The sequence below is a fragment of the Thalassoglobus polymorphus genome (assembly GCF_007744255.1).
GTDB lineage: Bacteria > Planctomycetota > Planctomycetia > Planctomycetales > Planctomycetaceae > Thalassoglobus > Thalassoglobus polymorphus.
In genome coordinates, this window is the sequence record NZ_CP036267.1 from 2702042 (window position 1) to 2724390 (window position 22349).

The 22349-nt window shown below is 50.2% G+C and carries 20 protein-coding genes; 8 read left to right on the forward strand and 12 right to left on the reverse strand.

Translation table 11 applies throughout. From position 1 onward, the window contains the following. Positions 1 to 107: 107 nt before the first annotated feature. Together hemW and Mal48_RS09800 are read right to left on the reverse strand one after the other, a co-directional pair. Positions 108 to 1241 (reverse strand): radical SAM family heme chaperone HemW, encoded by a 1134-nt coding sequence (hemW, locus tag Mal48_RS09795; protein ID WP_197442212.1) that lies wholly within the window; start codon positions 1239 to 1241, stop codon positions 108 to 110. Beyond that, positions 1238 to 2311, reverse strand: a complete 1074-nt coding sequence (locus tag Mal48_RS09800; RefSeq protein WP_145198478.1) for a hypothetical protein — start codon at positions 2309 to 2311, stop codon at positions 1238 to 1240. The genes hemW and Mal48_RS09800 overlap by 4 nt, the downstream gene beginning before the upstream one ends. 110 nt (positions 2312 to 2421) lie before the next feature. On the opposite strand from Mal48_RS09800, the gene Mal48_RS09805 reads away from it, so the two are divergent. Further along, the gene (locus Mal48_RS09805) at positions 2422 to 3480 is read left to right on the forward strand and encodes a ferrochelatase (protein ID WP_197442213.1); all 1059 of its coding nucleotides are present in this window, start codon (positions 2422 to 2424) and stop codon (positions 3478 to 3480) included. Between the two features lie 122 nt (positions 3481 to 3602). After that, positions 3603 to 4370 (forward strand): HpcH/HpaI aldolase family protein, encoded by a 768-nt coding sequence (locus Mal48_RS09810; RefSeq protein WP_145198480.1) that lies wholly within the window; start codon positions 3603 to 3605, stop codon positions 4368 to 4370. Between the two features lie 532 nt (positions 4371 to 4902). On the opposite strand, the gene Mal48_RS09815 is transcribed toward Mal48_RS09810, so the two are convergent. Further along, positions 4903 to 5781 carry a menaquinone biosynthetic enzyme MqnA/MqnD family protein gene (locus tag Mal48_RS09815; protein ID WP_197442214.1) on the reverse strand — a complete coding sequence of 293 codons (879 nt, stop codon included), beginning with the start codon at positions 5779 to 5781 and terminating at the stop codon, positions 4903 to 4905. Positions 5782 to 6261: 480 nt separating this feature from the next. Here Mal48_RS09815 and Mal48_RS09820 point away from each other — a divergent pair, with 480 nt between their 5' ends. Both Mal48_RS09820 and Mal48_RS09825 read left to right on the forward strand, forming a co-directional pair. After that, on the forward strand, positions 6262 to 7584 hold the full coding sequence (locus Mal48_RS09820) for a homoserine dehydrogenase (RefSeq protein ID WP_145198482.1): 1323 nt from the start codon (positions 6262 to 6264) through the stop codon (positions 7582 to 7584). 120 nt (positions 7585 to 7704) lie between these two features. Continuing rightward, entirely contained in the window at positions 7705 to 8538 is an 834-nt protein-coding gene (locus Mal48_RS09825) for a sugar phosphate isomerase/epimerase family protein (RefSeq protein ID WP_145198484.1), read from the forward strand. A gap of 137 nt (positions 8539 to 8675) precedes the next feature. Here Mal48_RS09825 and Mal48_RS09830 read toward each other — a convergent pair whose 3' ends face one another. Further along, positions 8676 to 8873: a hypothetical protein gene (locus Mal48_RS09830; protein WP_145198486.1), complete on the reverse strand. Its 198-nt coding sequence runs from the start codon at positions 8871 to 8873 to the stop codon at positions 8676 to 8678. Between the two features lie 166 nt (positions 8874 to 9039). Between Mal48_RS09830 and Mal48_RS09835 the strand changes: the two genes are divergently transcribed. Both Mal48_RS09835 and Mal48_RS09840 read left to right on the forward strand, forming a co-directional pair. Further along, positions 9040 to 11076 carry a type II and III secretion system protein family protein gene (locus Mal48_RS09835; protein WP_197442215.1) on the forward strand — a complete coding sequence of 679 codons (2037 nt, stop codon included), beginning with the start codon at positions 9040 to 9042 and terminating at the stop codon, positions 11074 to 11076. Between the two features lie 413 nt (positions 11077 to 11489). Further along, entirely contained in the window at positions 11490 to 12203 is a 714-nt protein-coding gene (locus tag Mal48_RS09840; RefSeq protein ID WP_145198490.1) for a hypothetical protein, read from the forward strand. 138 nt (positions 12204 to 12341) lie between these two features. Here Mal48_RS09840 and Mal48_RS09845 read toward each other — a convergent pair whose 3' ends face one another. Then, complete coding sequence (locus Mal48_RS09845) at positions 12342 to 13286, reverse strand: lysophospholipid acyltransferase family protein (RefSeq protein ID WP_145205972.1); 945 nt, start codon at positions 13284 to 13286, stop codon at positions 12342 to 12344. 400 nt (positions 13287 to 13686) lie between these two features. On the opposite strand from Mal48_RS09845, the gene Mal48_RS09850 reads away from it, so the two are divergent. Together Mal48_RS09850 and Mal48_RS09855 are read left to right on the forward strand one after the other, a co-directional pair. Continuing rightward, positions 13687 to 14637 carry an aldo/keto reductase gene (locus Mal48_RS09850; protein ID WP_145198492.1) on the forward strand — a complete coding sequence of 317 codons (951 nt, stop codon included), beginning with the start codon at positions 13687 to 13689 and terminating at the stop codon, positions 14635 to 14637. A gap of 35 nt (positions 14638 to 14672) precedes the next feature. Beyond that, positions 14673 to 15698 (forward strand): zinc-binding alcohol dehydrogenase family protein, encoded by a 1026-nt coding sequence (locus Mal48_RS09855; protein WP_145198494.1) that lies wholly within the window; start codon positions 14673 to 14675, stop codon positions 15696 to 15698. A gap of 51 nt (positions 15699 to 15749) precedes the next feature. On the opposite strand, the gene Mal48_RS09860 is transcribed toward Mal48_RS09855, so the two are convergent. From Mal48_RS09860 to Mal48_RS09885, 7 genes are all read right to left on the reverse strand, one after another. Continuing rightward, positions 15750 to 16190, reverse strand: coding sequence for a hypothetical protein (locus tag Mal48_RS09860; protein WP_145198496.1), 441 nt, complete (start codon positions 16188 to 16190; stop codon positions 15750 to 15752). Between the two features lie 59 nt (positions 16191 to 16249). Beyond that, positions 16250 to 16975, reverse strand: coding sequence for a sulfite exporter TauE/SafE family protein (locus Mal48_RS09865; protein ID WP_145198498.1), 726 nt, complete (start codon positions 16973 to 16975; stop codon positions 16250 to 16252). A 9-nt stretch (positions 16976 to 16984) separates the two neighbouring features. Beyond that, on the reverse strand, positions 16985 to 19282 hold the full coding sequence (locus tag Mal48_RS09870; RefSeq protein ID WP_145198501.1) for a heavy metal translocating P-type ATPase: 2298 nt from the start codon (positions 19280 to 19282) through the stop codon (positions 16985 to 16987). Between the two features lie 138 nt (positions 19283 to 19420). Then, positions 19421 to 19591 (reverse strand): hypothetical protein, encoded by a 171-nt coding sequence (locus tag Mal48_RS23230; RefSeq protein ID WP_197442216.1) that lies wholly within the window; start codon positions 19589 to 19591, stop codon positions 19421 to 19423. A gap of 21 nt (positions 19592 to 19612) precedes the next feature. After that, the gene (locus tag Mal48_RS09875; protein WP_145198503.1) at positions 19613 to 20023 is read right to left on the reverse strand and encodes a hypothetical protein; all 411 of its coding nucleotides are present in this window, start codon (positions 20021 to 20023) and stop codon (positions 19613 to 19615) included. Further along, entirely contained in the window at positions 20016 to 20744 is a 729-nt protein-coding gene (locus Mal48_RS09880) for a cbb3-type cytochrome c oxidase subunit II (protein ID WP_145198505.1), read from the reverse strand. The genes Mal48_RS09875 and Mal48_RS09880 overlap by 8 nt, the downstream gene beginning before the upstream one ends. Before the next feature lie 128 nt (positions 20745 to 20872). Continuing rightward, positions 20873 to 22315, reverse strand: coding sequence for a cbb3-type cytochrome c oxidase subunit I (locus Mal48_RS09885; protein WP_145198507.1), 1443 nt, complete (start codon positions 22313 to 22315; stop codon positions 20873 to 20875). Positions 22316 to 22349: the final 34 nt, after the last annotated feature.

Consider the following 22349-nt stretch of genomic DNA (forward strand, 5'->3'; position numbering starts at 1 on the left):
AGTTGAAACCAAGCACTTCTCTTGTAGAACGGGAACATCTTCCCGTTCTATCAAAAGCAAGTTCTTGGCGTGGGGCAATAATCATCCCGAACGAGACTCACAGAGACTTACAGAAATTCTGCAACAACTGTGTCAGCCAGGAAGCGGCCTTCGTAGGTGAGTCGAAGGTGTTCATTGTCGATTTCCAATAAGCCGCGTTTGAGGAAGTTGTCATATTCCTCGGGGGCGAGATCGCGGATCGAGCAGTTGAAACGCTCTTCATAACTACTTAAGTGGATGCCCTTCAATTGCCTTAGCCCTAGCATCACAGCTTCGCGCCGCGCTAAGTCTGGTCCAAGAACCTCTCGGTCAGAACAAGGCGACTCCCCTTTCTGGATCTTCTTAATCCAACCGGTGACACTGCGATATCTCGTTACGCGTTCTCCATTTAAGAGCGAAGCTGCCCCCGGTCCAAATCCGTAGTAAGGGAGCGCGTTCCAGTAAATTTGATTGTGGCGACATTGAAATCCAGAGCGAGCATGATTGGAAAGTTCATACTGATCATATCCCGCTTGCGAAAGCTCTTTCATTGCGGAAGCGTACATTGACCGCTCAAGTTCGTCTTCCGCTTGCTCCAACTGCGACTTCATTCTCCGCGTCCAGAATGCCGTTCCTTTTTCATAAGTAAGGCCGTAAGTCGAGATGTGCTGAGGAGCGAGTAAAATCGCATGACCCAGCGTCGTCTCCCAATCGGTCAGTGATTGTCCCGGGACGGCATAAATTAAATCGAACGAAATATTTTGAAATCCTCGATCACGCAAGCGTTGAGTAACATCGGCAACGGTCTCTGGACGATGTCCGCGTTCGAGGGTTTTCAGATGCTCAGCCTGAAACGATTGCACTCCCAAACTGACTCGATTGACGTTGAACTCGTTGATTACATCCATTCTCTCAGACGAAAAATCTTCAGGGTTGCATTCAATTGAAAATTCGCCATCACTTCGAACAGGCAGCCATCGTTGAAGAATCTTCAAGAGGCGTTGAAGGTGCTCAGGAGGAAGATAATTAGGAGTTCCGCCACCAATAAAGAGGGTGGTCAGCTGTTGCGGCTCAACAAGTGATTCGCTGATTTCCTGTTCCAGGCAATCAAGGTAGACCGACAACAAATCATCGCGGTTGGCGATGACTGTGAAATCACAGTATCCACATCGATGAATGCAAAACGGGACATGAATATAGGCAGCTGAGACAGATTCGCTCATAAGTGACACCATGTTTGATGCTGGACCGGTTTCCCTCCCAGCGTGAGCGGCGAGGTTCTCACCGCATTTGTCGACGGTGCCGTTTTCGAATGAATCCAGCTCACGTTGTTCTCTTTCGGGAAGCAGGCATTCGCCCAGTGAATGGCAAGTCGCCCCATCGTCCAGCGAGCGTTGATATCCTGCAACGGTCTGGCGGCTCGCTCTCCACCGGAATGTTCGTAGATCATGGCATCAATCCCGACCGGACCGAAATATCCAATTTGCTGGATCTCCAAACATGCAAATCGCTGCGTATTGATGATCGATTCCAACTCCGGAAATTGTTGTTCGTCAATCCGCACTATAGAACCAATAAACTGCCCCCGTGTGGAACTTTTCAACTGTGTGACTCCGAAGAGTTGTGGCGGTCCTTCTTCGGGGAGATCCCACTGAATTCCAAATTCCGCGAGCGATTTCAGCTTCGGTTCCAGAAAGAGGACTCGGTTGGCCTCCAGGCGATTGGCAGCCCAGGCAGCCTGTTTCTCGGTCAATTTACGGGTCTCTCCACTGATTTGACCACGTCCGGATTGTCCAAAATTTTCTTTGAGGACAAATCCTTTATCAAATTCCGGACTCTGCAGTAAATGGTCGAGAGACGACGCAGCTTGGAGAGAGTTTTCTCCGTTGAGCAGGCAATTGAGAAGCTGAGAGAGCTCAAAGGAAAAGACTCTCGAATTTGCCAATTTCACTGCCTCTAATGAAGGATGAGTCGATTTGGTTTTAAGTTCACGGTCAAACTGATCGACCAGTTCTTTTGTCCATCCCCAAGGCTGAATATGCGTGACATGTTGCAGAATCTCAGAGAGTTGATCGGGACCGACAAATTTAGGGGGGAAAATGCCAAAACGCCGGAGATGTTCAGTAAAGTCAGGTGGAATAAATTCCGGACAGAGAATGAAATCTTCAGAGGAAGCGGCTGCAGTCAGGCATGGAGAAAGTTCTGCCTCGATGCGTTGAACAGCTGTCGAGATTTGATTTCGTTCGATCAGCTGATTTTCAAACGAAAAATTCCCAATCCAAAGTGCGGACATTCGTATTTTCGGTGGTTTTTACAAGGTTCTGTGCGGAGCGATTGGACGGTTTGAGCAGTTTGACAATAATACCTTGAGATTGCACGTGGCTATCTCACGAAGATTCATCGATGATCGAAAGTGGTTTTGTGAGCAAATATAATTATGACGCCGTCCTGTTTGTTTCTTTTGGAGGACCAGAAGGACGTGACGATGTGATTCCGTTTCTTGAAAATGTGCTGCGCGGGCGAAATGTTCCTCGGGAACGCATGCTCGAAGTTGCTGAGCACTATTACCATTTTGATGGCATGAGCCCCATTAATCAGCAGACACGCGAATTAATGGCCGCTGTTCAAGCGGATTTGAAAGAACTCGGCGTTGAAATTCCTATATATTGGGGAAACCGAAACTGGACTCCGCTCTTGCCGGATACCATGCAGAAAATGAAAGATGACGGAGTGCAAAACGCGATTGCATTCGTTGTTTCTGCTTACAGTTCTTACTCTGGATGTCGTCAATATCGGGAGAATATTCTGGCAGCGCAGGATGCCGTCGGAGAAAATTCTCCGAAAGTCGATAAGATTCGGACGTTTTATAATCACCCGGATTTTATTGCTGCGAATGTTGAGCACATTCAATCTGCGATCAACTCTCTCCCCGAATCACAGAAGTCTGAGTTTCGTCTTGCTTTGACTGCCCACAGTATTCCCGATTCGATGGCGAGTACATGTGACTACGTGCAGCAGCTCTCCGAGACTTGCCGCCTGATTACAGAAGAGCTGAATCTTCCACCGAAACGTTGGCGACTGGTTTACCAAAGCCGCAGCGGGCGGCCACAAGACCCGTGGCTCGAGCCGGATATCCTTGACCACATTGATGAGTTGGATAGCCAGGGTGTCAAATCGCTGATTATCTCTCCGGTTGGCTTTCTTTCTGATCACATGGAAGTTCTGTTCGATCTCGACGAGGAAGCAGCACAAAAGTGTGAGGAATTAGATATCACGTTGGTCCGGGCTGATTCTCCGGGAAATCATCCTAAATTCGTGCGGTGTGTGAGCAAGCTGATCATTGAGCGATTGAATAATTCTATTGAGAAAGAAGCGATCGGAAAATTTCCCGCGAACTGGGATGTCTGTGCCAAAGATTGCTGTCCCGCACCAGTTCGCCCAACAAAACGACCTGCTAGCTAGAGCGTTGAGAATTCTCTAAAGTTTAAACAGAGGCGTGAATATCGACCGATATTGATGAACGCTTGTCGTCTCATTGAACGGCAAACTATTCGATCACATAGAAACAGTGACAGGAAAACGAGATGTCTTTGAAGAAAAAACTCGCTGCGGGTGAGCGTGTCAATGTGTTTGCACTCAGCCGACTTTACCAGCCTAACATGATCGAAATGTTTGCGATTCAGGGCGGATTTGACGGATTCTGGATTGATGCCGAACACGCGAGTTTCTCGGCTCAGGATATCGAAGTCGCAGCAGCCTACGCTCGTGCTTCCAATCTTGATTGCTTCGTACGTATTCCTCCTCACGATTACTCTTTGGTGACGCGATGTATTGAATCGGGAGCTGAAGGTGTGATGGCTGCTCAAATCGTGTCGGCAGAGCAAGCAGAAGAATTTGTTCAATGGGCAAAATTTGCCCCGCGTGGAAAACGTGGCTTGAACGCAGGATGTCACGACGGACAATTCGGAACAATTCCGGTTGCAGAGTTTTGTCAGCAGGCGAACGAACGTTCTTTCGTTGCAATTCAAATCGAAACGCTGCAAGCATTGGAAGAGTGTGACGAAATCGCTGCCATCGATGGCGTGGACCTGCTGTTCATCGGGCCATCTGATCTTAGTCAGGCTCTAGGAGTGACCGGCGATTTCATGCATGAGAGCTGTATTGCTGCGATCAAAAAAGTTGCGGCAGCTTGTGCGAAACACGGAAAAACATTCGGAGCAGTCACGACGACTCCTGAACATGCTCACATGCTCGCAGAATTAGGCTGTAAAATGCTCAGCCCGACGAACGACATTCGAACTTTCAACGCAGGCATTAAAGCTGTCAAAGAATCATTCAGCGAGTTTTTCTAGGACCAGTCCGAAAACATCTGGAATCGCTGCTTTTCTCAATGATTGAGAGAGCTATTTCAAGTTTCAGGATCAGTTCTAAATAGAATCTAAGATTGGTCTATTCGCTCTGCCTCGTGGGAAACAGCAATTTTCCTGCTGAAATGCATCCTACATGGGCAGACGGTAGACCAAATTGCTTTATAGCGACTCTGAAGTTTCCACTGAGTGATTTTCCTCAGCATTATGGCTGAGCGAGATCGCAAAAAAAGCCGGTGCAAGATGGTTTGCATCATTCTGAGAAACAAATTCCACTGCAAGTCAAGAGAAGTTTGAAAATCCCTCATCAGTTTTACTGATTTTGCCGATTCTAGGGTTGGCTTGGAGAAAGGTGTGTTTTCCACAATAAGTGGGAATCAGGGGGGCATCTTTCTTCATCCGAGCCAATTCTTACTTGAGGCGCGCCATCGCTTTGGCGAGTCAATTCTCAAGCGAATCGCACAGGCGTGCGGTATAGGTGAGCGGTATACAGGTCTCTTTGCGGTGGCAAAGCGAGTTACGCCGAGATCAATTCGGCCTCTTCGGGCTCAGTGGATTCTCTAAAGCTCAGTGGCGTCGAATCTGCCAAGCCTAAATTGGCAGCCAGTTCCTGAAACATTTTCAGCCCTGCTCGCTCGGCATCTCCGAGTTTGAAGTAGAGATTTTTTGTCAGGTAATTCAAAGAAGTCTCGTAGTCTAGATTGAGGGCATCTGCTCCGTCCTGGGCGATTCGCTCAATTGCGTTCAATCCAGCATTTCGTGACTGTGCCAGTTTGGACGGAATCTCGCCAAGTTCTGCGTTCTGTCTAGTGACCCACATCGCGAACACAAATGGAAGTCCGGTCCAGTTGACCCATTCTTCGCCCAAATCCCAGACTGTGTGAAATGACTCTTTGGGGGGAGAGATTGCACGATCGCCAATCAGCAAAACCGCGTCGGCGTTTGTGTCTCGGGTGGTTTTCTTCAACGGAAGTTTCTGAAGCTCGGGAGAAACGCCAAATCGCTCTTCGAGCATGATACGCGTCAATGCTGCACTGGTGCGTGAACCTTCATCCAATGCGAGAGTACGAATCTCCCCCGGGTGAACACGTGAGTATAGTTTCACCGACATCACAGGTCCGTGAGTCGCAATACATGCATCCGAAACGACTTCGTATTCAGGATTCAAGAATGATTCGACCGAAGGAATGAGAGCAACATCAAGATCGCCGGACGCCAATCCGTCAGCCAAGCGACTCGGGACGTCGAAAATGCAATCACTTTCCGTGCAAAGACTTTCGAGGTCTTCGACCAACGGTTTGCTGTTCAGATAGCTGACTGCACCGATTCGCATCGTCGCTCGAACCTTTTTCTCTGGAAGCGAATTGGGAGTCTCTTTTCGCGCTCGATCAATCATCAGTCCTACTTTCCATAGTTTGGCACAATTGGATTATAGAAGACCATACGAATCTCGCAATCGACACAACGTACATCAAGATCAGCTGTTGGGACAACGTTTCGGAACTGTAATGAAACGGGGGGACTGATCCGAATACCGAAATCTGATCTCTCAAACATTGTGGAGAGCTTTCAAAATTTGCCTTTCCCGGACAAAGTTGAACTTGTCCTCTCTCCTTGAACCGGAGAATCACGTTCGTCGTAACGGAGAATTCAGCCCCATTTTACGATTTGAGACAACAGAGTCTCCAACATGCCTCCCGTGAGCGAAGAAATCCCGCTAATCTGGTGTTCACGGAAGTCAAACATCATGGCGGGGTCGAAACCTGCCCACATTGAGAACAGATCCGAAAATCTGAATTGGGTCCCCAGGTATTGAGGGGATTCCTGATGAAAGAGGTTTTGGATCGGTTCCTTGAACAGAATTTCACTCACAGAAATGTCGAAACCACTTCGAGTCGGATTGATTGGACTGGGAACTGTTGCCAGTGGCGTTGCTCAAATTCTTTTACGTCATCGTGACAGAACCCGGGAGCGTGCCGGGCGGGACGTTGAGATTACTCGCGTCGCCGTCCGAGATCTCAGTAAATCACGTGATGTTGAGATTCCATCAGACATTTTGACCACCGATGCCATGTCGGTGGCAACTGCTGCCGATGTCGACGTCGTGATTGAGCTCATCGGGGGAATCTCACCAGCGAAAGAGTTGGTCGAAGCAGCTTTGAATCACGGAAAAGATGTCGTGACGGCGAACAAGGCGTTGCTTTGTGAGCATGGGGACACGCTCTTTGCTCTCGCAAGAGAGACCGGCAGATGTATCGCGTTCGAGGCGGCTGTTGCAGGCGGTTGCCCCATTATTGCTGCAATGAGCCAGTCAATGACTGGAAATCAGATTACATCTCTGGCAGCAATTTTGAATGGAACCAGCAACTTCATTCTGACGCAAATGTTGCATAACGACGCATCCTATGACGATGCGGTTCAGGAAGCTCAAGAGTGCGGCTACGCTGAGGCTGACCCTTCGATGGATGTCAAAGGGACGGATGCAGCTCAAAAGCTTGGGATTCTCACTCAGCTTGCGTTTGGTGAGCGGATTAGTCCCGACCAATTCCCGGTTCAAGGAATTGATGAACTTGAACTCGAAGATTTGCACTTCGCTGACGAGCTTGGCTATGCCGTCAAACTTCTGGCGACTGCAAAACTCGTGAATGGGCATCTCGAGTTGCATACGCAACCGACGCTCATTCGCAAGGAACGGCCGTTGGCTCAAGTCGACGGGCCATACAATATGATAGAGATTACGGGTGATGCAGTTGGCAAAGCCTGGTTCTCAGCGATGGGAGCCGGTCAAATGGCGACTGCCTCTGCTGTGGTTGCAGATATTATTGATGTCGCTGTGGGCCGAGCGGCGATTACTTTCCCGCATCTGAATCTCTGGCAGACCGAAGAAAAATTCCAGCTGCAGAAGTCGGAAGATATTGAACGCCGCTACTACTTCCGATTTCATGTCGAAGACCGTCCCCACGTGATTGCAGATATTGCCGATGTCTTAGGCCGCAACGGCATCAGCCTCTCTTCGGTGATGCAAAAAGAGGCACAGATCGAAAGCCCTAAAGCTGGAGAGCCTCCCGTTGTTCCTTTGGTCTTCATGACTCACAACGCAACTGAAGGTCAACTTCGAGCTGCTGCAATTGAACTCGACTCGTTGGACTGTGTTCAACCCCCTTGGCTTTGCCTCCCCGTGAGCGATGATCAAGCGTAGTTTCTGGACTTAGAATTTCTCCGGAACCCTTTGCGGTGAAAAGTCTTCTCAAACTCTGAGGGGGCCAATGCAAAGGGGCCGGGGCGGTTGAAAATCTGTTTCAAAAATGATTGTTTCTTGATGAAAATCGCATGCTTCCCGAATACGTATGGTCGCTTTGGTCCTAACGCTGCGATCGATTTACTCCCCTCCGCCGGAATTCACTGGCTGGAGCTGCCGATTAAGAATCATGGAGTGCCCTCTTTTTTTAAGGAGGAGCCCGTTGTTACGAATGGCTCGACTCCTCAGTCTATTTTTGCTTTGAAAGAGCGTATCGCTGATTCTGGTCTCAAGGTTTGCACTTGCAATATCACCAGTGGCAATCCGCTTGAAGAGGATGTTCTGAAGAGAACACTGACAAAACTCACCATCGCCAATCAATTCGGGGCTGAGTATGTCGTCGCCGGAGGTGGGGAGCTGACAGCAGATGATCAATGGCCGTTGCTCATCGACCACATGCGTCAAATCGGTGACCATGCGCAGAAGTTGGGAATCGTTTACTGCTGCGAAACGCATCCCGGAACCTGTCAGAATGCAGACGGAATGCTGGAACTCGTTGAACGAGTCGATCATCCGAATATTCGGATCAACTTCGATACCGGCAATATCTTCTACTACAACGAAGATGTTGAGTTGCTGGAAGAGATGGGCAAGGTCGCTCCTTATATTGCACATGTCCACCTGAAAGATACGAACGGGAAATTTAAGGACTGGCACTTCCCTGCCCTGGGAGCTGCTGGGCATGTTGACTTTGCTGCAGTTCTCCGTTTTCTCAATGGGATCGATTTTCACGGCCCCTGCAGCCTCGAATTGGAAGGCATTGAGGGAGAACCCGAGCTGACACTAGAGCAAACACATGAACGGGTGCTCGTCAGCATTGAGCATCTCAAGAGTGTCGGTTGGGAAATCGAGTAAACTCGCCCACCACTCAATGAGCCTCTTTGAAAACGGTCTTTGCTGCTCGTGCTTCTGTAGATCAGCGATCGAAAATCGTATTCAAGACCTGCCTCGTCGATTTACTCGACCTCATTGAAGAATCTCACTCTTCACGGTTAAACGGTTGAATTGACTGCCCTCGCCTTGAGCGGATCTTTTCTTTTTGGGCAATTTTCTCGCCCTTCCGCTGCCCCCTCTTCGCTGTTTGCCGGTTTCGCAGGATAGGTAATATTTTTCGATGTTAGGGAATCGATCTGTTTGTCTGCGAAGTGATGATTGTTGCGGCGGTAACGGATTGGAGTTGTGCCTGACACTTGACGATTTAGATCATGAGTCAGTCGCATTGAGACAAAGCTGCAGGGATGTAGCGCGATTGAAACAGCTCGAACAGGCGTATTTGTAAGTCAATCATACTGTTCGGAAATTCCGAGCCGTGCAGCCGACCGGATGTTGGCTGAGAATGATAGGGAGCGACACCGGATGTCGACCGTAGAAGTATCACCAACTGTCTGGGATCGAGTACAGAAAATCTTTTCGCAGGTAAAGCTACGCAAGAAGTGTTCCGCAGCGATTGTTGGTGCAACGCTCCTCGGAGGGGTTGCACATGGCCAGCAACTCAACTTGCAAGTCCCCCGTGCACAGCAGGGGCATGCTGGGGCTCAGCAGAGGGCACCGGAGATTCAGCAGGTGCAGGCAACCTACGACGCCCGAAGAGCACTGGATCCGCGAATCCGCTCCATGCCTCGCTCGGAACGCAAGTTGGATGTGATCAACAATCGGTCGCAACTGGTGATTACAGACAAGCGGGTGACTCGCTTCGCGTTTTCGAACCCAGAGGTTATCGACATTATCCAGTTCAGTGAGAATGAGTTTTCGATTCTCGGAACAGGCTTGGGGACCACTGATTTGTGGTTGTGGTTCGAGGAAGAAGGCCGCGAAGTGGCCGAGCCGCTCATGTATGTCGTGACAACAATTCGCGATCCCGAACTTGATGATCAGCGACGAATTGAGTTTGGGCGTATCGAACGGAAGCTTCAGTTGTTGTATCCCAACAGCAAGGTCTATCTGATTCCGATGTCAAGAAAGATTATCGTGCGAGGACAAGCACGCGATGCTGCTGAAGCTGCCAAAATCATGAATGTTGTCCGTGGGGAGGTTGTCGCTCAGTCCGGCAGTCTGCTTGGGTTGGGGAACGATTTCGGTTTCGGTGCTGGTCAAAACGGCTTTAACAACGGCTTCGATAACGACCGGGTGAATGACTTTTTCTCGTCCTACATTGTGGATGAATTGCAAGTCCCAGGTGAATTTCAAATTAGTGTCCGTGTCCGAATCGCAGAGCTGAGTCGTTCACAACTTCGACGACTTGGCATGGACTGGAGTGTTGTCTTTGATAATGGAGCACAATCGATCAGCCAGACGCTGACTGGCGGTGCTGCCACTCTGACTGGCGTGTTTGAGGGTGGGGACATCAATATCATGATTGATGCCTTGGCGTCGAACGGATCTGCCCGCGTGGTCGAAGACGCGCGGCTGATCACTTTAAGTGGGCAACCGGCCGCGTTCCTCTCGGGGGGAGAATTCGCAGTCCCGACAATCGTCGGAATTGGTGGAGCCCAGGGCCAACAGACAAGCTTCCGAGGCTTTGGGACGTCGATTATTACAACTCCGACAGTGGTTGATAACGATCTGATTCGTCTAACAATCGTACCTGAATTAAGTTCTGTCTCCTCAGCAAATACAGTTGGGGGAATCCCCGGTTTGAACGTTCGGCGTGTACAAACGCAAGTCGAGCTTCGCGAAGGTCAAACAATCGTTCTTGGTGGTGTCTTCTCGCGAAGAGAGACTGCTGAAGTCACGCGAATCCCGTTTCTGGGGGAAATCCCACACATCGGGAACTACCTGTTTAATGCCAAGCAGGCAACTGAAGACGAAACTGAAATCCTGATTATTGTCACGCCAGAACTTGTCCGGCCAATGGATGCAGATCAAACTCCGCCGTTGCCAGGGTTCTACGTGACCCAACCGGACGATCATGATTTCTACAAATACAATCGCATCGAAGGTAACCCGGACATGGGGTACTACCAGCTCTTGCCTTACGGAAACGGTCAGGGTTACGGTCAGGATGTGGGATACAACTTCTTTAATCCGCCTCCAGCTGATGGACAGATTGCACCGGCGAATGGATATGCTCCTGTCCCGGGCGAACCTGCAGGGCAAACCTATCCACAACAGCCGCAACAACAAAATCCGCCTTCTCAGGAACAGCAGTACCAGCAGCCGCAGCAGCAGATGCCACAACAACAATATCCACCAAGTCAGCAGCAATATCAGCAACCTGCACCTGTTCCACCGGCTCAGCCACTTCCGCCACCGCCGCAGCCATACGGAACTACTCAAAACAGAATGAGCCCTGCTCAATCTGTTGGCCCGCAAGGACGTCAGCAAGTTGCACCACAAGGGGTTCAGCAGACTTCCGGGTATCGACTCGATACTCGAGTGCAACGAAATCGATAAGGTTGCAGAGGATAGAGCATCGTCCGAATTAGCGTTCAGTATCAGCCTCCTAGTGAACATCAATTTTTGAAATCAGTTCGAGAGCATTTCCAATGCTTCTCACGATCGCGAAGTGCGTTGTCACAAGTCCATTCGCGGGTGTCACAAGGCAGAGCTGTTAAGACGGATTTTTAGATTTGCTCTAGAGAAACGCGTTTTCATAAGGAAACGGTAGAGCATACTGCTCAACTGTTTCATGAACTTGAATCGCTGGATTGTTGAGAATTTTCGGAACGGATTCGATCGATCGGTAAAATCAACCTGTCGTCAATCTATTCCTTCCCTCGGGACATTACTCATTGAACGAATTGATGAGTGAACGCCGAAGTAAATCACTGCGTTACAAGGAGTGATTTGTCATGGAGAGCACAAGAATGTCATCACGGAAGCGTCAGAGACAGCTGGCAAGTCTTCTCATCTTATTGATGTGCGCCTCAAGCTGTGCCCATTCAAACATGTGCGGTGTTTCAAGTTGTGACCCCGTAGGATGTGAAGAGACCGCCGGCTGTGGGAAAACCAAAGCGTGTGGCGGAATTGGCTGCGGCAAAGTCGGCTGTGGAGACTGCTGTCAAATTTGCGAGAAGTGTTCTTTTGCATTCTGTGGATGGATGTGGAGAAAACCGGCTGCCGTCCCGGAAACACTTCCGTTGGGAAGTACCCTTCGTGCACACGATCAAGTGATGCAAACAAATGCCGAAGCTGCAGATTTCATCTTCCATCGGCACGATTTTGTTGGTCAAACGGCGCACTTGACGTCGGATGCAAAAGACAAAATTGTTGAGGTCGCAGCTCGATATCGCAGCACTCCGTTCCCTGTCATTATTGAGCGTTCTGAGAACAATTCGAATCCAGAACTCGATGCATTGAGAAGAAATATCGTCGCTACGATTCTCACAGACTTCGGTAATGCAGATGCCCAACAACGAACGGTTGTCGCAACTCCTTATGGCCCAGGTTACACCGGGCGCCGAGCAGAGATGATGTATTACCAACACGTTGGTTTTGGGGGCAATAACAACACCAACGGAACTGGCAACAACGGAATGAATACAAACAACTTCGGTGGCGGATTCGGCGGCAGCTTCTAGAGTTTTCGGAATGCTACTTGAGCTGTAGAGCAAATCTACTGAGATGCTCAGCCTCGTGGTGATCAGCCAGTTGTGTGTTGACCAGTAATGCGATGAAAAATCCCAAGCGCTGCATGCTATAAAGTATGCAGCGCTTTTTTATGCAGCCTTTTCTTTGTCCCGCTTCTTCTTCCTGGGGATTGACTTCCAGCGTCGATGGACCCAAAAGTATTGCTCGGGGTGTCTCCTCACTGCAGCTTCGAGAGCCTGTGAGTATTTCTCAGTGATTGAACGGACCTCATCGTCTGATTGAATCGTTTTTGTATCGATGACGGTTTCACAACCAACCTCGTATCGGACCCAGCGGCATTCATCGAAATTGTCAGGTTGGCGGACACCGTATCCAAGCAGCACAATGGCTTCGTTCTCGATGGCCATGAGCGCAATCGACCGAAATGTCGATGCTGGTTTTCCAAAGAAATCGACAAAGACTCCGCGACGTCCTGCGTCCTGATCGCAAAGGAGACCGAGATTCCCTCGTGCGCTGAGAACATCTGTGATGCCATCCCATCCGCCTGATTTCAGTAAGAGTCGATGACCAGTCACTTCACGCGTTCTGACAAACCAGCGATGTAAGTAAGGATTGTCCAGTTTGCGGGCAACGATCCCCATGGGAAATCCAAAGGTTCCAAAGGTTGCAGTGGTCGCCTCCCAGTTTCCGAAGTGTCCGCTCAGCATGAAAATGGGACGACCCGAATTGAGTGCCTGAGCAGCTTCTCCTCGGTTTCGAAACGACATGATTTCGCGGTAGTTTTCGAGATGCAACTTTCGCGGAAATTGAACCATCTCAGCGACGAGCCGGAAGAGGTGGACCCACATCTTTTCTATAGTCGCTTCTACCTCAAGGTCGCTGTAATCTGGAAACGCAGTTTTCAAATTGGTTGCTGCGACTTCGTAGCGTGTCCATTTTCGTGGCAAGAGATGGACGAAGCTCCAGCCAAGAAATTCCGCAAACCGTACCGACTGTTTGACCGAAACAATGCCAATTAAGCAGGTCAGCACCCGGAAAACGACATACTCCAAGAGCCATCGGAGTTTTTTCATATTCACCGTGAGTCCCTTCAGGGTGGTTCTTGGATGGATCGGAAAGCCTAACTTAATCTATTAAACAGTAGCTAAATCGCTCATTATATCGATTAATGAACGAGTTCTTACTGATTCTCGCATGGAACCAGCATTGAGGTCAACGGAACTTTGCAGACCTCCTCAAATGGGACCGGGATTGATGAATGGAAATCTCATTTGCTCGCTTCTGGCCATGGAATGCCTTTTCCTCAAAGTCTGCGAAATTTGAGTGATTCACATGCGACGGTTAAGTCCTGCTATTCAAATTTGGGGGCAGTTTGTCAGAATGAGGAGCGTTGAGAGACTGCGGGAATTAGATTCAGGCCGTTCGGCGTGCGGTCACTGAGCCAATCCAACGAAAGATCGAGAAAGAGAAATCATGCAGAAGCGTTCCCTTGGAAAGACTGACATGGAGTTGACGACGCTCTCGTTTGGAGCTTCATCGTTAGGCCAGGAATTCCGCAGTGTGGATCTCAACGAAGCTCTGCGAAGTGTCCACGTCGCTATTGATCGTGGTATGAATTTTATTGATACCTCCCCATTTTACGGACGTGGAATGAGTGAGATGTTGCTCGGTCGAGTTTTGCCTGAAATTCCTCGCGATCAATATTACCTTGGGACGAAACTTGGCCGATACGCTGGTGAGCATTTTGATTTTAGTGCTCGACGTGTTGCAGAGAGTGTCGACATCTCTCTGGAACGGATGAAGGTCGATCATCTCGATCTCGTTCTGTGTCATGACCTTGAGTTTGTCGAGATGTCGCAGATTGTCGAAGAGACTCTGCCTGCTCTGCGAAAGCAGGTCGAGAACGGGAAGGTCCGCTACATCGGTGTCAGTGGATATCCGATGAAGATGTTCAAGTACATTCTGGAGAACGCAGAGATCGACGTGATACTGACTTACAATCATTACACGTTACAAAACGATATGGCACTCGAACTTGTGCCGATCTGCCAGGAAAAAGGAGTCGGGATTATGAACGCTGCTCCGTTCTGTGCTCGACTTTTAACCAGCGCTCCGCTTCCGGAATGGCACAAAGCGACTCCGAAAGTTCGTGAAATTGCCAAAGCTGCCGCTGACCATTGTGCGAGTCGCGGAGTCGACCTCGCTCAACTTGCGTTACAATTCTCGATAGCCAATCCCGACTTTACAACGTGTGTCACCGGATCTGCCAATCCTCAGCGTGTGTCGCAATGGGTTGACTGGGCAGAAATCCCTCTCGATGAAACCTTGTTGGCTGAGGTTCAAGAAATTCTTAAACCGATCCATAACTGGTTCTACCTCGAAGGCCGTCCCGAGAATAACGACACGCCGACTGTCGAAGCGTAAATCCCTCTCCGATAAACTATGAAAGCTAGAGAATAATGAAGGCCATACGACTCGAAGAACCCAAAAACTTTCAGCGTGTTGAGATCAATGAGCCGACGTCTCCAAGGCCGGGGCAGGCTCTTGTACGGACGCATCGCATGGGGATTTGCGGAACAGACTACGGTGGATACCTCGGCAAGATGCCTTTTTTCAGCTATCCGAGGATTCCCGGACATGAACTCGGCGTAGAAGTTCTCGAAGTCGGAGACAATGTTACAAACGTCAAAGTTGGCGATCGCTGCAGTGTTGAGCCATATATGAATTGCGGTGAGTGCTACCCTTGTCGCAAAGGAAACGGGAACTGTTGCGAGAAGCTCAATGTCATCGGAGTGATGGTTGATGGTGGGCTTTGTGACAAATTTCTGATTCGAGCGGACAAGTTACACTCTTCTTCCAAGTTGACGTATGAACAACTGGCATTGGTCGAAACACTCGGGATTGGCTGTCACGCCTGCGACCGGGGAGCGCCGCAAAAAGGGGATCACGTTCTCATCATCGGCGCCGGACCAATCGGGTTGGCAACTCTCGAATTCACACGGCTTACCGGAGCGACGATCACAGTCATGGACATGGTCGAATCGCGACTCGAATTCTGCCGTGAGACCTATGGTGTTCCGCACACTGTTCAATTCAAAGGAGATGGCAGCGAACTCGAACAGATGCTCGATATCACCAACGGTGATCGGTACGCCGTCGTCACCGACGCGACCGGGCACAACGCTTCGATGTCGAACGCCCTCAAGTATGTCGCCCATACCGGCTCACTGGTTTATGTTGGGATCACAACTGCCGAGGTTTCGTTCCCTCATCCGATCCTGCACAAGCCAGAGATGTCAATCAAAGGTTCGCGGAACGCCCTGCCGAGCGACTTTTCAAGAATTATTAGTCTAATCGAAGATGGCACGATCAATACCGAGCCTTGGGTGACGCATCGAACGTCGTTTGATACGGTCATCGAAGAATTTGAAACCTTCACTCATCCCGAATCTGGGGTCATTAAGGCTATCATCGAAGTTGCATAGAACAGTTTGCCATTGAGAAAGTGGGGAGCTCGGAGCGAGTTGCTGACCAAATTATCCGGGGCTTACGATTGACCATTTTGCGAACAGCATGGCAATCGCAATGATGTGGACTATCACAGCTATCAGGCCGACACCGACCAGGGTCTCGGCCCCGTCTGAATGGGGAACTGTTCGCTTAAGAATTTGCTTATTGAAAACTGCACAGATCCAATTCCAGTGCAACATCAGGTGCACCGTGACTCCAAGTGTAAGGATGCAGAGGGTGGTGAACTGAATATTCTGCCAGGCGACGATATCTCCTCCCCAAAGTGTCCAGCCATCGGCGTTCGCTCCCACGGGAAAGATAAACTGCAGGACAGCTGCCACCCACATCAATACGACAAAATTGATCAACAGCAATAGATCGAGAAAAAAGTTGATCAGCGACCACGAAACGCGCGTTTTTCGAGTTGCGGTCGTCTTTGATGTCGGCTTTTCAGTGACTGAGTTCATTTGAGTCGGATGTCTTTAACGGTGGTTTCAATAGAGATGTCAAAGCTTGAGCAAGTATCTTAATTCGTTGAGTTCTGTGAAGTGGTACAGAATGGGCAGGCGGGAACGGCTTCTGTATGCTCCAGGGTGAGAAAAGCTGCGCCCCGATATATCGTGATGGCTCCGGTAAAAACGACGCACCACGCTGCCGTGCGCAAAAGCCTGAGTCGGGTCACCCCGGAGAGTAACTGCCCCCCGATGCCTGCGAGGACCATCATCGGAACCGTGCCAAGCCCGAAGGCGAACATGATCGCCCCACCCAAAAATAAATCTTGTGAGGCTGTCGCAAGAGCGAGGAATCCATATAGCAGTCCGCACGGCAGAAAACCTGTCATGACGCCTGCCAGGAATTTGGAGAACCTCGATCGCGATTGAAAGAAGGTGCGAAACAAGGGGCTGACCAGACAACCTTGCGGTGTAGGAGATTTGCCTCGACTCCACAGGTTGATACCCGCAGCCTTGAGGCCTTGCACAATCAGAAACAGACCGGCGACGAAGCTGAGAATTGCGGAGGCGTTCACCCATTGGCTTGTTGAGTGGCCAAGGTGCATCCCGACATAGCCTGCGACGACACCCAACACGCTGTACGTGAAGATCCTCCCAATCGAATATGCTCCTTGGGAAATCCACATCTCTCGGCGTGAGGTCTGGTTCGCACCGATCAAAATCGCAAACCCACCGCACATTCCGAGACAGTGCGACGAGCCGAGCAGGCCTCCCATAAAAATCAGCGATAGTTCACTCACGACGAAACCTCATTCGTTGGGGGACTTGGCAGAACTGATGGCCAAGGCTGGTTGGTTTATCGATTGAGTGTGCAGACTGCTCTCGCTGAAGCTTTCGGTCGGCCTGGATCTGACTGACGTTGATTGTCGTTGCGTCTGATCACTTGCCTGTGGCTGATTCGAATGAAATTTCGCACCAGGCGAGACATCGACTTGATCGCCGGGGTCAGAATACCGTGCTTGAAGGCGAAGTGAATTTGTGATGACAAAAACACTACTGACAACCATCAGGGCGGCGGCAACTGCCGGGTGGAGCATCCCCGTTACCGCGATCGTCATCCCTATTCCGTTATATGCGAAGACCCACGTTAAGTTGGTCCGAATCGTTTTCATCGTCTGCTGAGAAAGCTCGACCAGCCAGGGGATCTGGGAAAGATCGTCACCGACGAGACAGATGTCTGCGGCATCGCGACTGACGTCAGCACCACAACCTAAGCAGAGTCCGACATCCGCAGCGGATAATGCAACGACATCGTTCATCCCATCACCGACGAGTGCGACAGGGCCAATCTCACGCTGGATTTTCTGAATCTCGATCTGCTTCTGACGTGGTGAGAGTCCGGAAAGCGCGGGCACGCCCGCAGTTGTGGCGAAACGCTTGGCTGCGTCAGAAGAATCGCCGGTCAAAATCCCGAGGTCCAATCCGAATTCACGACACTTGGCAAACATTTCCGTCACCCCTGCTCGTGATTGTTCCTCAAAAATGAAAAGTCCACGAACGAGGCTTGCCCATCCGATCGAGACGACTGGATGCCCTTCCCTTTGAGCTTGCTCAAGTGCCCGTTCCAATCTTGGCGGACACTCGATATCAAGATCGCGCATCAGAGGAAGACTTCCGAGTGCCGTCGGTTTGAATTCACCGGAAACCGTTCCGTAGACTCCCTTCCCGGCTTGGCTTGTTGGGCGGATATCCAGCAGTGAGACATCCTCTTTTATCGAATCGAGAATTGCCCGGCTGAAGACATGATTCGAGGACTGAGCAAGTTGCTTCGCGCGTTGATCGATTTGGCGAGTCGATGTCTCGCCATCAGTGATCAGCGACTTCACGACCGGGGTTCCCGTCGTCAATGTTCCAGTTTTGTCGAATCGTATCGCTTTGATATTCGCCAGCGATTCAAGTACCTGCGTCGAATTGAATGCAATGCCACGTCGGGCAGCAACTCCAACGGCTGCCCACAGAGTCATGGGTGTCGCCAGTCCCAGGCCGCAAGGGCATGCGATGAGAATCACCGACAAGGCTGTTAAAACTCCTGTCATGATAGAACTTGCAATGGCATGGAAGGCAAATGTCCCTATCGCCAAGAGCAGTGTCGCTGGGATGAAGAACTGCGTGATGCGGTCAGCCAGGCGTTGCGTATCGCTTTTTTCAAGACGGGCAGCTTTGACGGCCTCGACCAGTCGCTGCAAGACTGTTCCATTCTGTGTGACATCAACACGCACAATCACTTCACCATCTAAAGCGATTGTGCCACCGATAACACGGTCGTTTAGAGACCTTTCCACCGGCCAGCTTTCTCCGGTGATTAGCTGCTCGTCGATCGTAGTTTGACCTTCAATGATGACTCCATCAATCGGAAATCGCTCTCCCGATCGAACGATGATCTTGTCACCGATTCGTATTTCTTCGCGAGGAACTCGGCGACGAGACATATCGCTTTGCAAGATCAAGACTTCCTCGGGGAGTAGCTGTTGCAGTTGATCAAGAGAGGCAGTCGACCGAAGTTTTCCGGTTGCCTCCAGCCATCGACCGAGTGTCACGAAGACGAGAATCATACAGCCGACTTCGAAGTAGATATCTCCCTCGCCTCGCCAAACCGATATCGTTGAATAGACAAAGGAAGCCAGGACACCACTCAGGACGAGTAGATCGGTTGAAAAGCGAAATTGTGAAAGGTCGTCGAGTGCTTGCTCGAGCAAAGGTCGCCCCAGCAATACGAGAACGGGAAATGTCAGCAACAAGCAGGCAAAACGAAAGAGGTCTGACAACGCCTCGGCAATGCGAGGCGCATCACCCAACCGACTTCCGTCATACGCCCACAAAGCGAGGGTCAGCACCATCACGTTCATGCTGAAGAAGATGGCGATTCCAAGTTTCGTGAGCATCCAGCGGTTACTGCCCTCTTCACCTGTGTCGCTGGTAATTGCGTGTGCGAAGCGGCAACCCGTGCAGCAATACGAAGCGACAGCCTCTTCGCGAACTCCAAGAGTTTTGCCAACAGGGAGTCCACAATAATCGCAGAGTCGGTCGGGACGCGTTGTCGAGTGCATGACAATCAATCACTTGGCCAATTACCTGGTATGCAGAGGCGCTGAATTCCTATTTTTAGAACTGGTCCTGAAACCTGATGTTGCTCTATCAAACGTTGAGACAAGCGGCTATTCCAGAGGCTTCGGACTGGTTCTAGATTACGGGGGCGAGAGAAGTTCTGAATCGATTGCTGGTAAGAAATAGCTGATGCCGTAATAGATCACGAAGATCCAGAACAGAATCCAGATCAGCCGGATATACCACGGGATGTCGTTTCCCGAATAGGTGTGGTACCGAGCCTCTTCTTCCACTGTCCGATTATCAACCATGTGTGATGTTTCCTTTCACCTTCAATCGTCTTTGACTGACAATTCAGAAGGCTGTGACTTTGTTTTTTTTGTCTTCCCGCCTGCCCACTTCGGAACGTAGTTTGGTTCATTTGCATCCAGATCGTCTTCACGATCAAGCATCGTATACTTTGGGCCTTCGATGTTATGGAACATCCCGTGAGCGGTCGCCCAAATGAGCAAGCAGAAGAATCCGAGGCTGGCAAGCGTATAATTGGCCAGCGGAGTTAAGGCGAAGACTCCATCGGCATCTCCTTGAGCAACGTTGCGAAACTCCATCAGCTTGTTGACGAACCCAACCATACTTGGGAGCAGAATCACGATTCCCATGATTACGGTCGCAATCATGACGCCTCGCGACCCTTTGTTTCGTGGCGGTGATGACGAATCCGGTGTGTGGGGTGTGTTAGTCATCGGTCGCTTCTCCTTCAGCTTGTTCAGCTGTTTGTTTTTCGAGTTGCTCCAATTTCGCGATTGGTGATTCGTCGTAAGCTTCGTAGTACGGGTAACTCTCCAGCCACGAACCGAGCCATTGAACATAAGCGATCAGAGCAAGACCGCGTTTATTAGGTTTGTCTGGTGAGCCATCGAAGAACCAAGGATACGACGGCATCGGTGAGCCTTCGCTGAGATCGTTCGGCTTGAAGAAATGAACCGCGTGCCAGTCATTCGAACGTCGGCCACCTTCACGGCTCAGATCCGGTCCGACTCGACGTGTCCCAAACATCACGGGGCGTTGCAACTCGTTCTGGTATTCATGTGACTCTGAGACTGGCCCCCAACGCTGGCTTTCGTTTGAGACGGGACGCACAAACTGGCTGTGACAATGCCAACAAGCTTCGCCGATATAGATTTGTCGTCCCAGTCGGAGAGCCTCTGCACATTTCTCATTATACCAGGCATCCGCCTGAACCGGATCTTCAGGAGGCGAGCCGAAATGCTCTTTAAACTGATCGGGATATCTCTGTGCGAGGTCTTCGAACTGATATCGAATGTTTGGATTAATTACTTCTTCGACAGTCTGTTCTGGCAAATCCCGATACATGAGCATCGGCACCACTGCGTTCGACAAAAATGCGAATGCAAAGAATAACAGGCCGGCAATAAAAAAGATTCCAGACTTGGATTCAAACATTGGAGGTTCAACTTGTTAGATCGTCTTGTGTCAGTTTTGAAGGAGACCCAGTCTTCTTTCACAACTTTTGTGCAGGTTCAGGGAATGATGCTGGTCGATACCTGAACCGAAATTTCTAGAACTGATTGTTACGTTGCAGTTGCCAGCTCTACCTGAGTTGCGGGAGTCGTTCCTGGTGACATCTGCCATGTCTTGTAGAGATTCCACAAGAAGCAAAGCTGCCCAGAAAGTATTGTGAGACCAGCGAACAGGCGAGTGATCCAGAACGGTTGCGAAATTTCATATGAGTGATCCCAAGTGACCAATCCCATCCAGGACCAACCTTGGAATAAGCCAGCGAGAGTGAGATCTCCGGCCATGACCAGCAAGCCGACTGCAGACAACCAGTAGTGCCATTCACAGAGCGACCGGCTGTACCAGTCTGTTTTTAGCAAGCGTGGGAAGAGGTACGTCATTACCCCCAACAACCACATGCTGAAGACTCCGAACATCACAAGGTGAGCGTGGCCTACAACCCAGTCAGTAAAGTGAATGAGCTGTTGAAAGGTCATCGTTACCTGTAACGCACACTGAAAGCAGGTCATGAAATAGTAAACCATTCCGGTGTAGAACCATCGGATCGGAATGTTTTCCCAGAACTGCTTGCCGTCGCCCCACAGAGTTCCAAAGAAGTTGATCACGACTGTGGTCACGACGAGTTCCACGGCGATTGTTGAAATGACCGCTCCGTACTGAAGAAACATCGGAATTGGCGTATAGAGAAAGTGGTGAATTCCCTGAAGCGGATAGAAGAATGCCAGTCCCCAAAATCCAACGAGCGAAAGTCCGTGAGACCAGATTGGTTTCTGAAGCAGAATGGGCACAAAGTAATACATCATTCCCCATCCCAGCGGAGTCACAAACAATCCCACAAGGTCATGGATGAACAACCCACCGACAGCCCCGGCACTGGTCCCACTGACGAAGTATTGCGGAACGAAGTTTCCCATCGCGTAAGTCAGAAACGTCCAAATGAATGCAGCGGTGAAGTACCACAAAGAGACATACATCGGCCCCTTCTGTTTCATGATTGGTGTCATGAAATTCACAGCGACCAGAAACAGGCCAATCAGTGCTAGCGGATCAATCCAGACAGGAGTTTCGCCCCATTCAACCCCTTGTGCATGTCCGAGAACCAATCCAATGCAAGTTCCGAGGACAACAACTTGCCAGGCAGCAAAAATAAATAGCGAAAGCCGTTTGTCGAGAACAGGTCGTAGGGTGAGACGCGGGACAACCCAATGTAACATCCCCAGAAATGCGTTTGCCAGAAAACCGTACGCAATGACGTTTGTATGCAACATTCGCCAGCGTCCCGGAGACAGCAGTTCGATTCCATCGAGAGGATTTTGGCGAATCAATTGAAACGCCATGAGAAAACCTCCGCTCAGTGAGACGAATAAGCACGCCAGCGAAGCGACGAAATACCACAGAACGAGACGTTCGTCGACAAGTTCCGCATGAGGTGGAATAGGAGTTGTCTCGTCAGTGCCAGCGTTCGCTTGATCGGCGACCAGGGCTGCATCACTCATAGCTGATGATCTTTCAAACTTAGTGAGATGAATT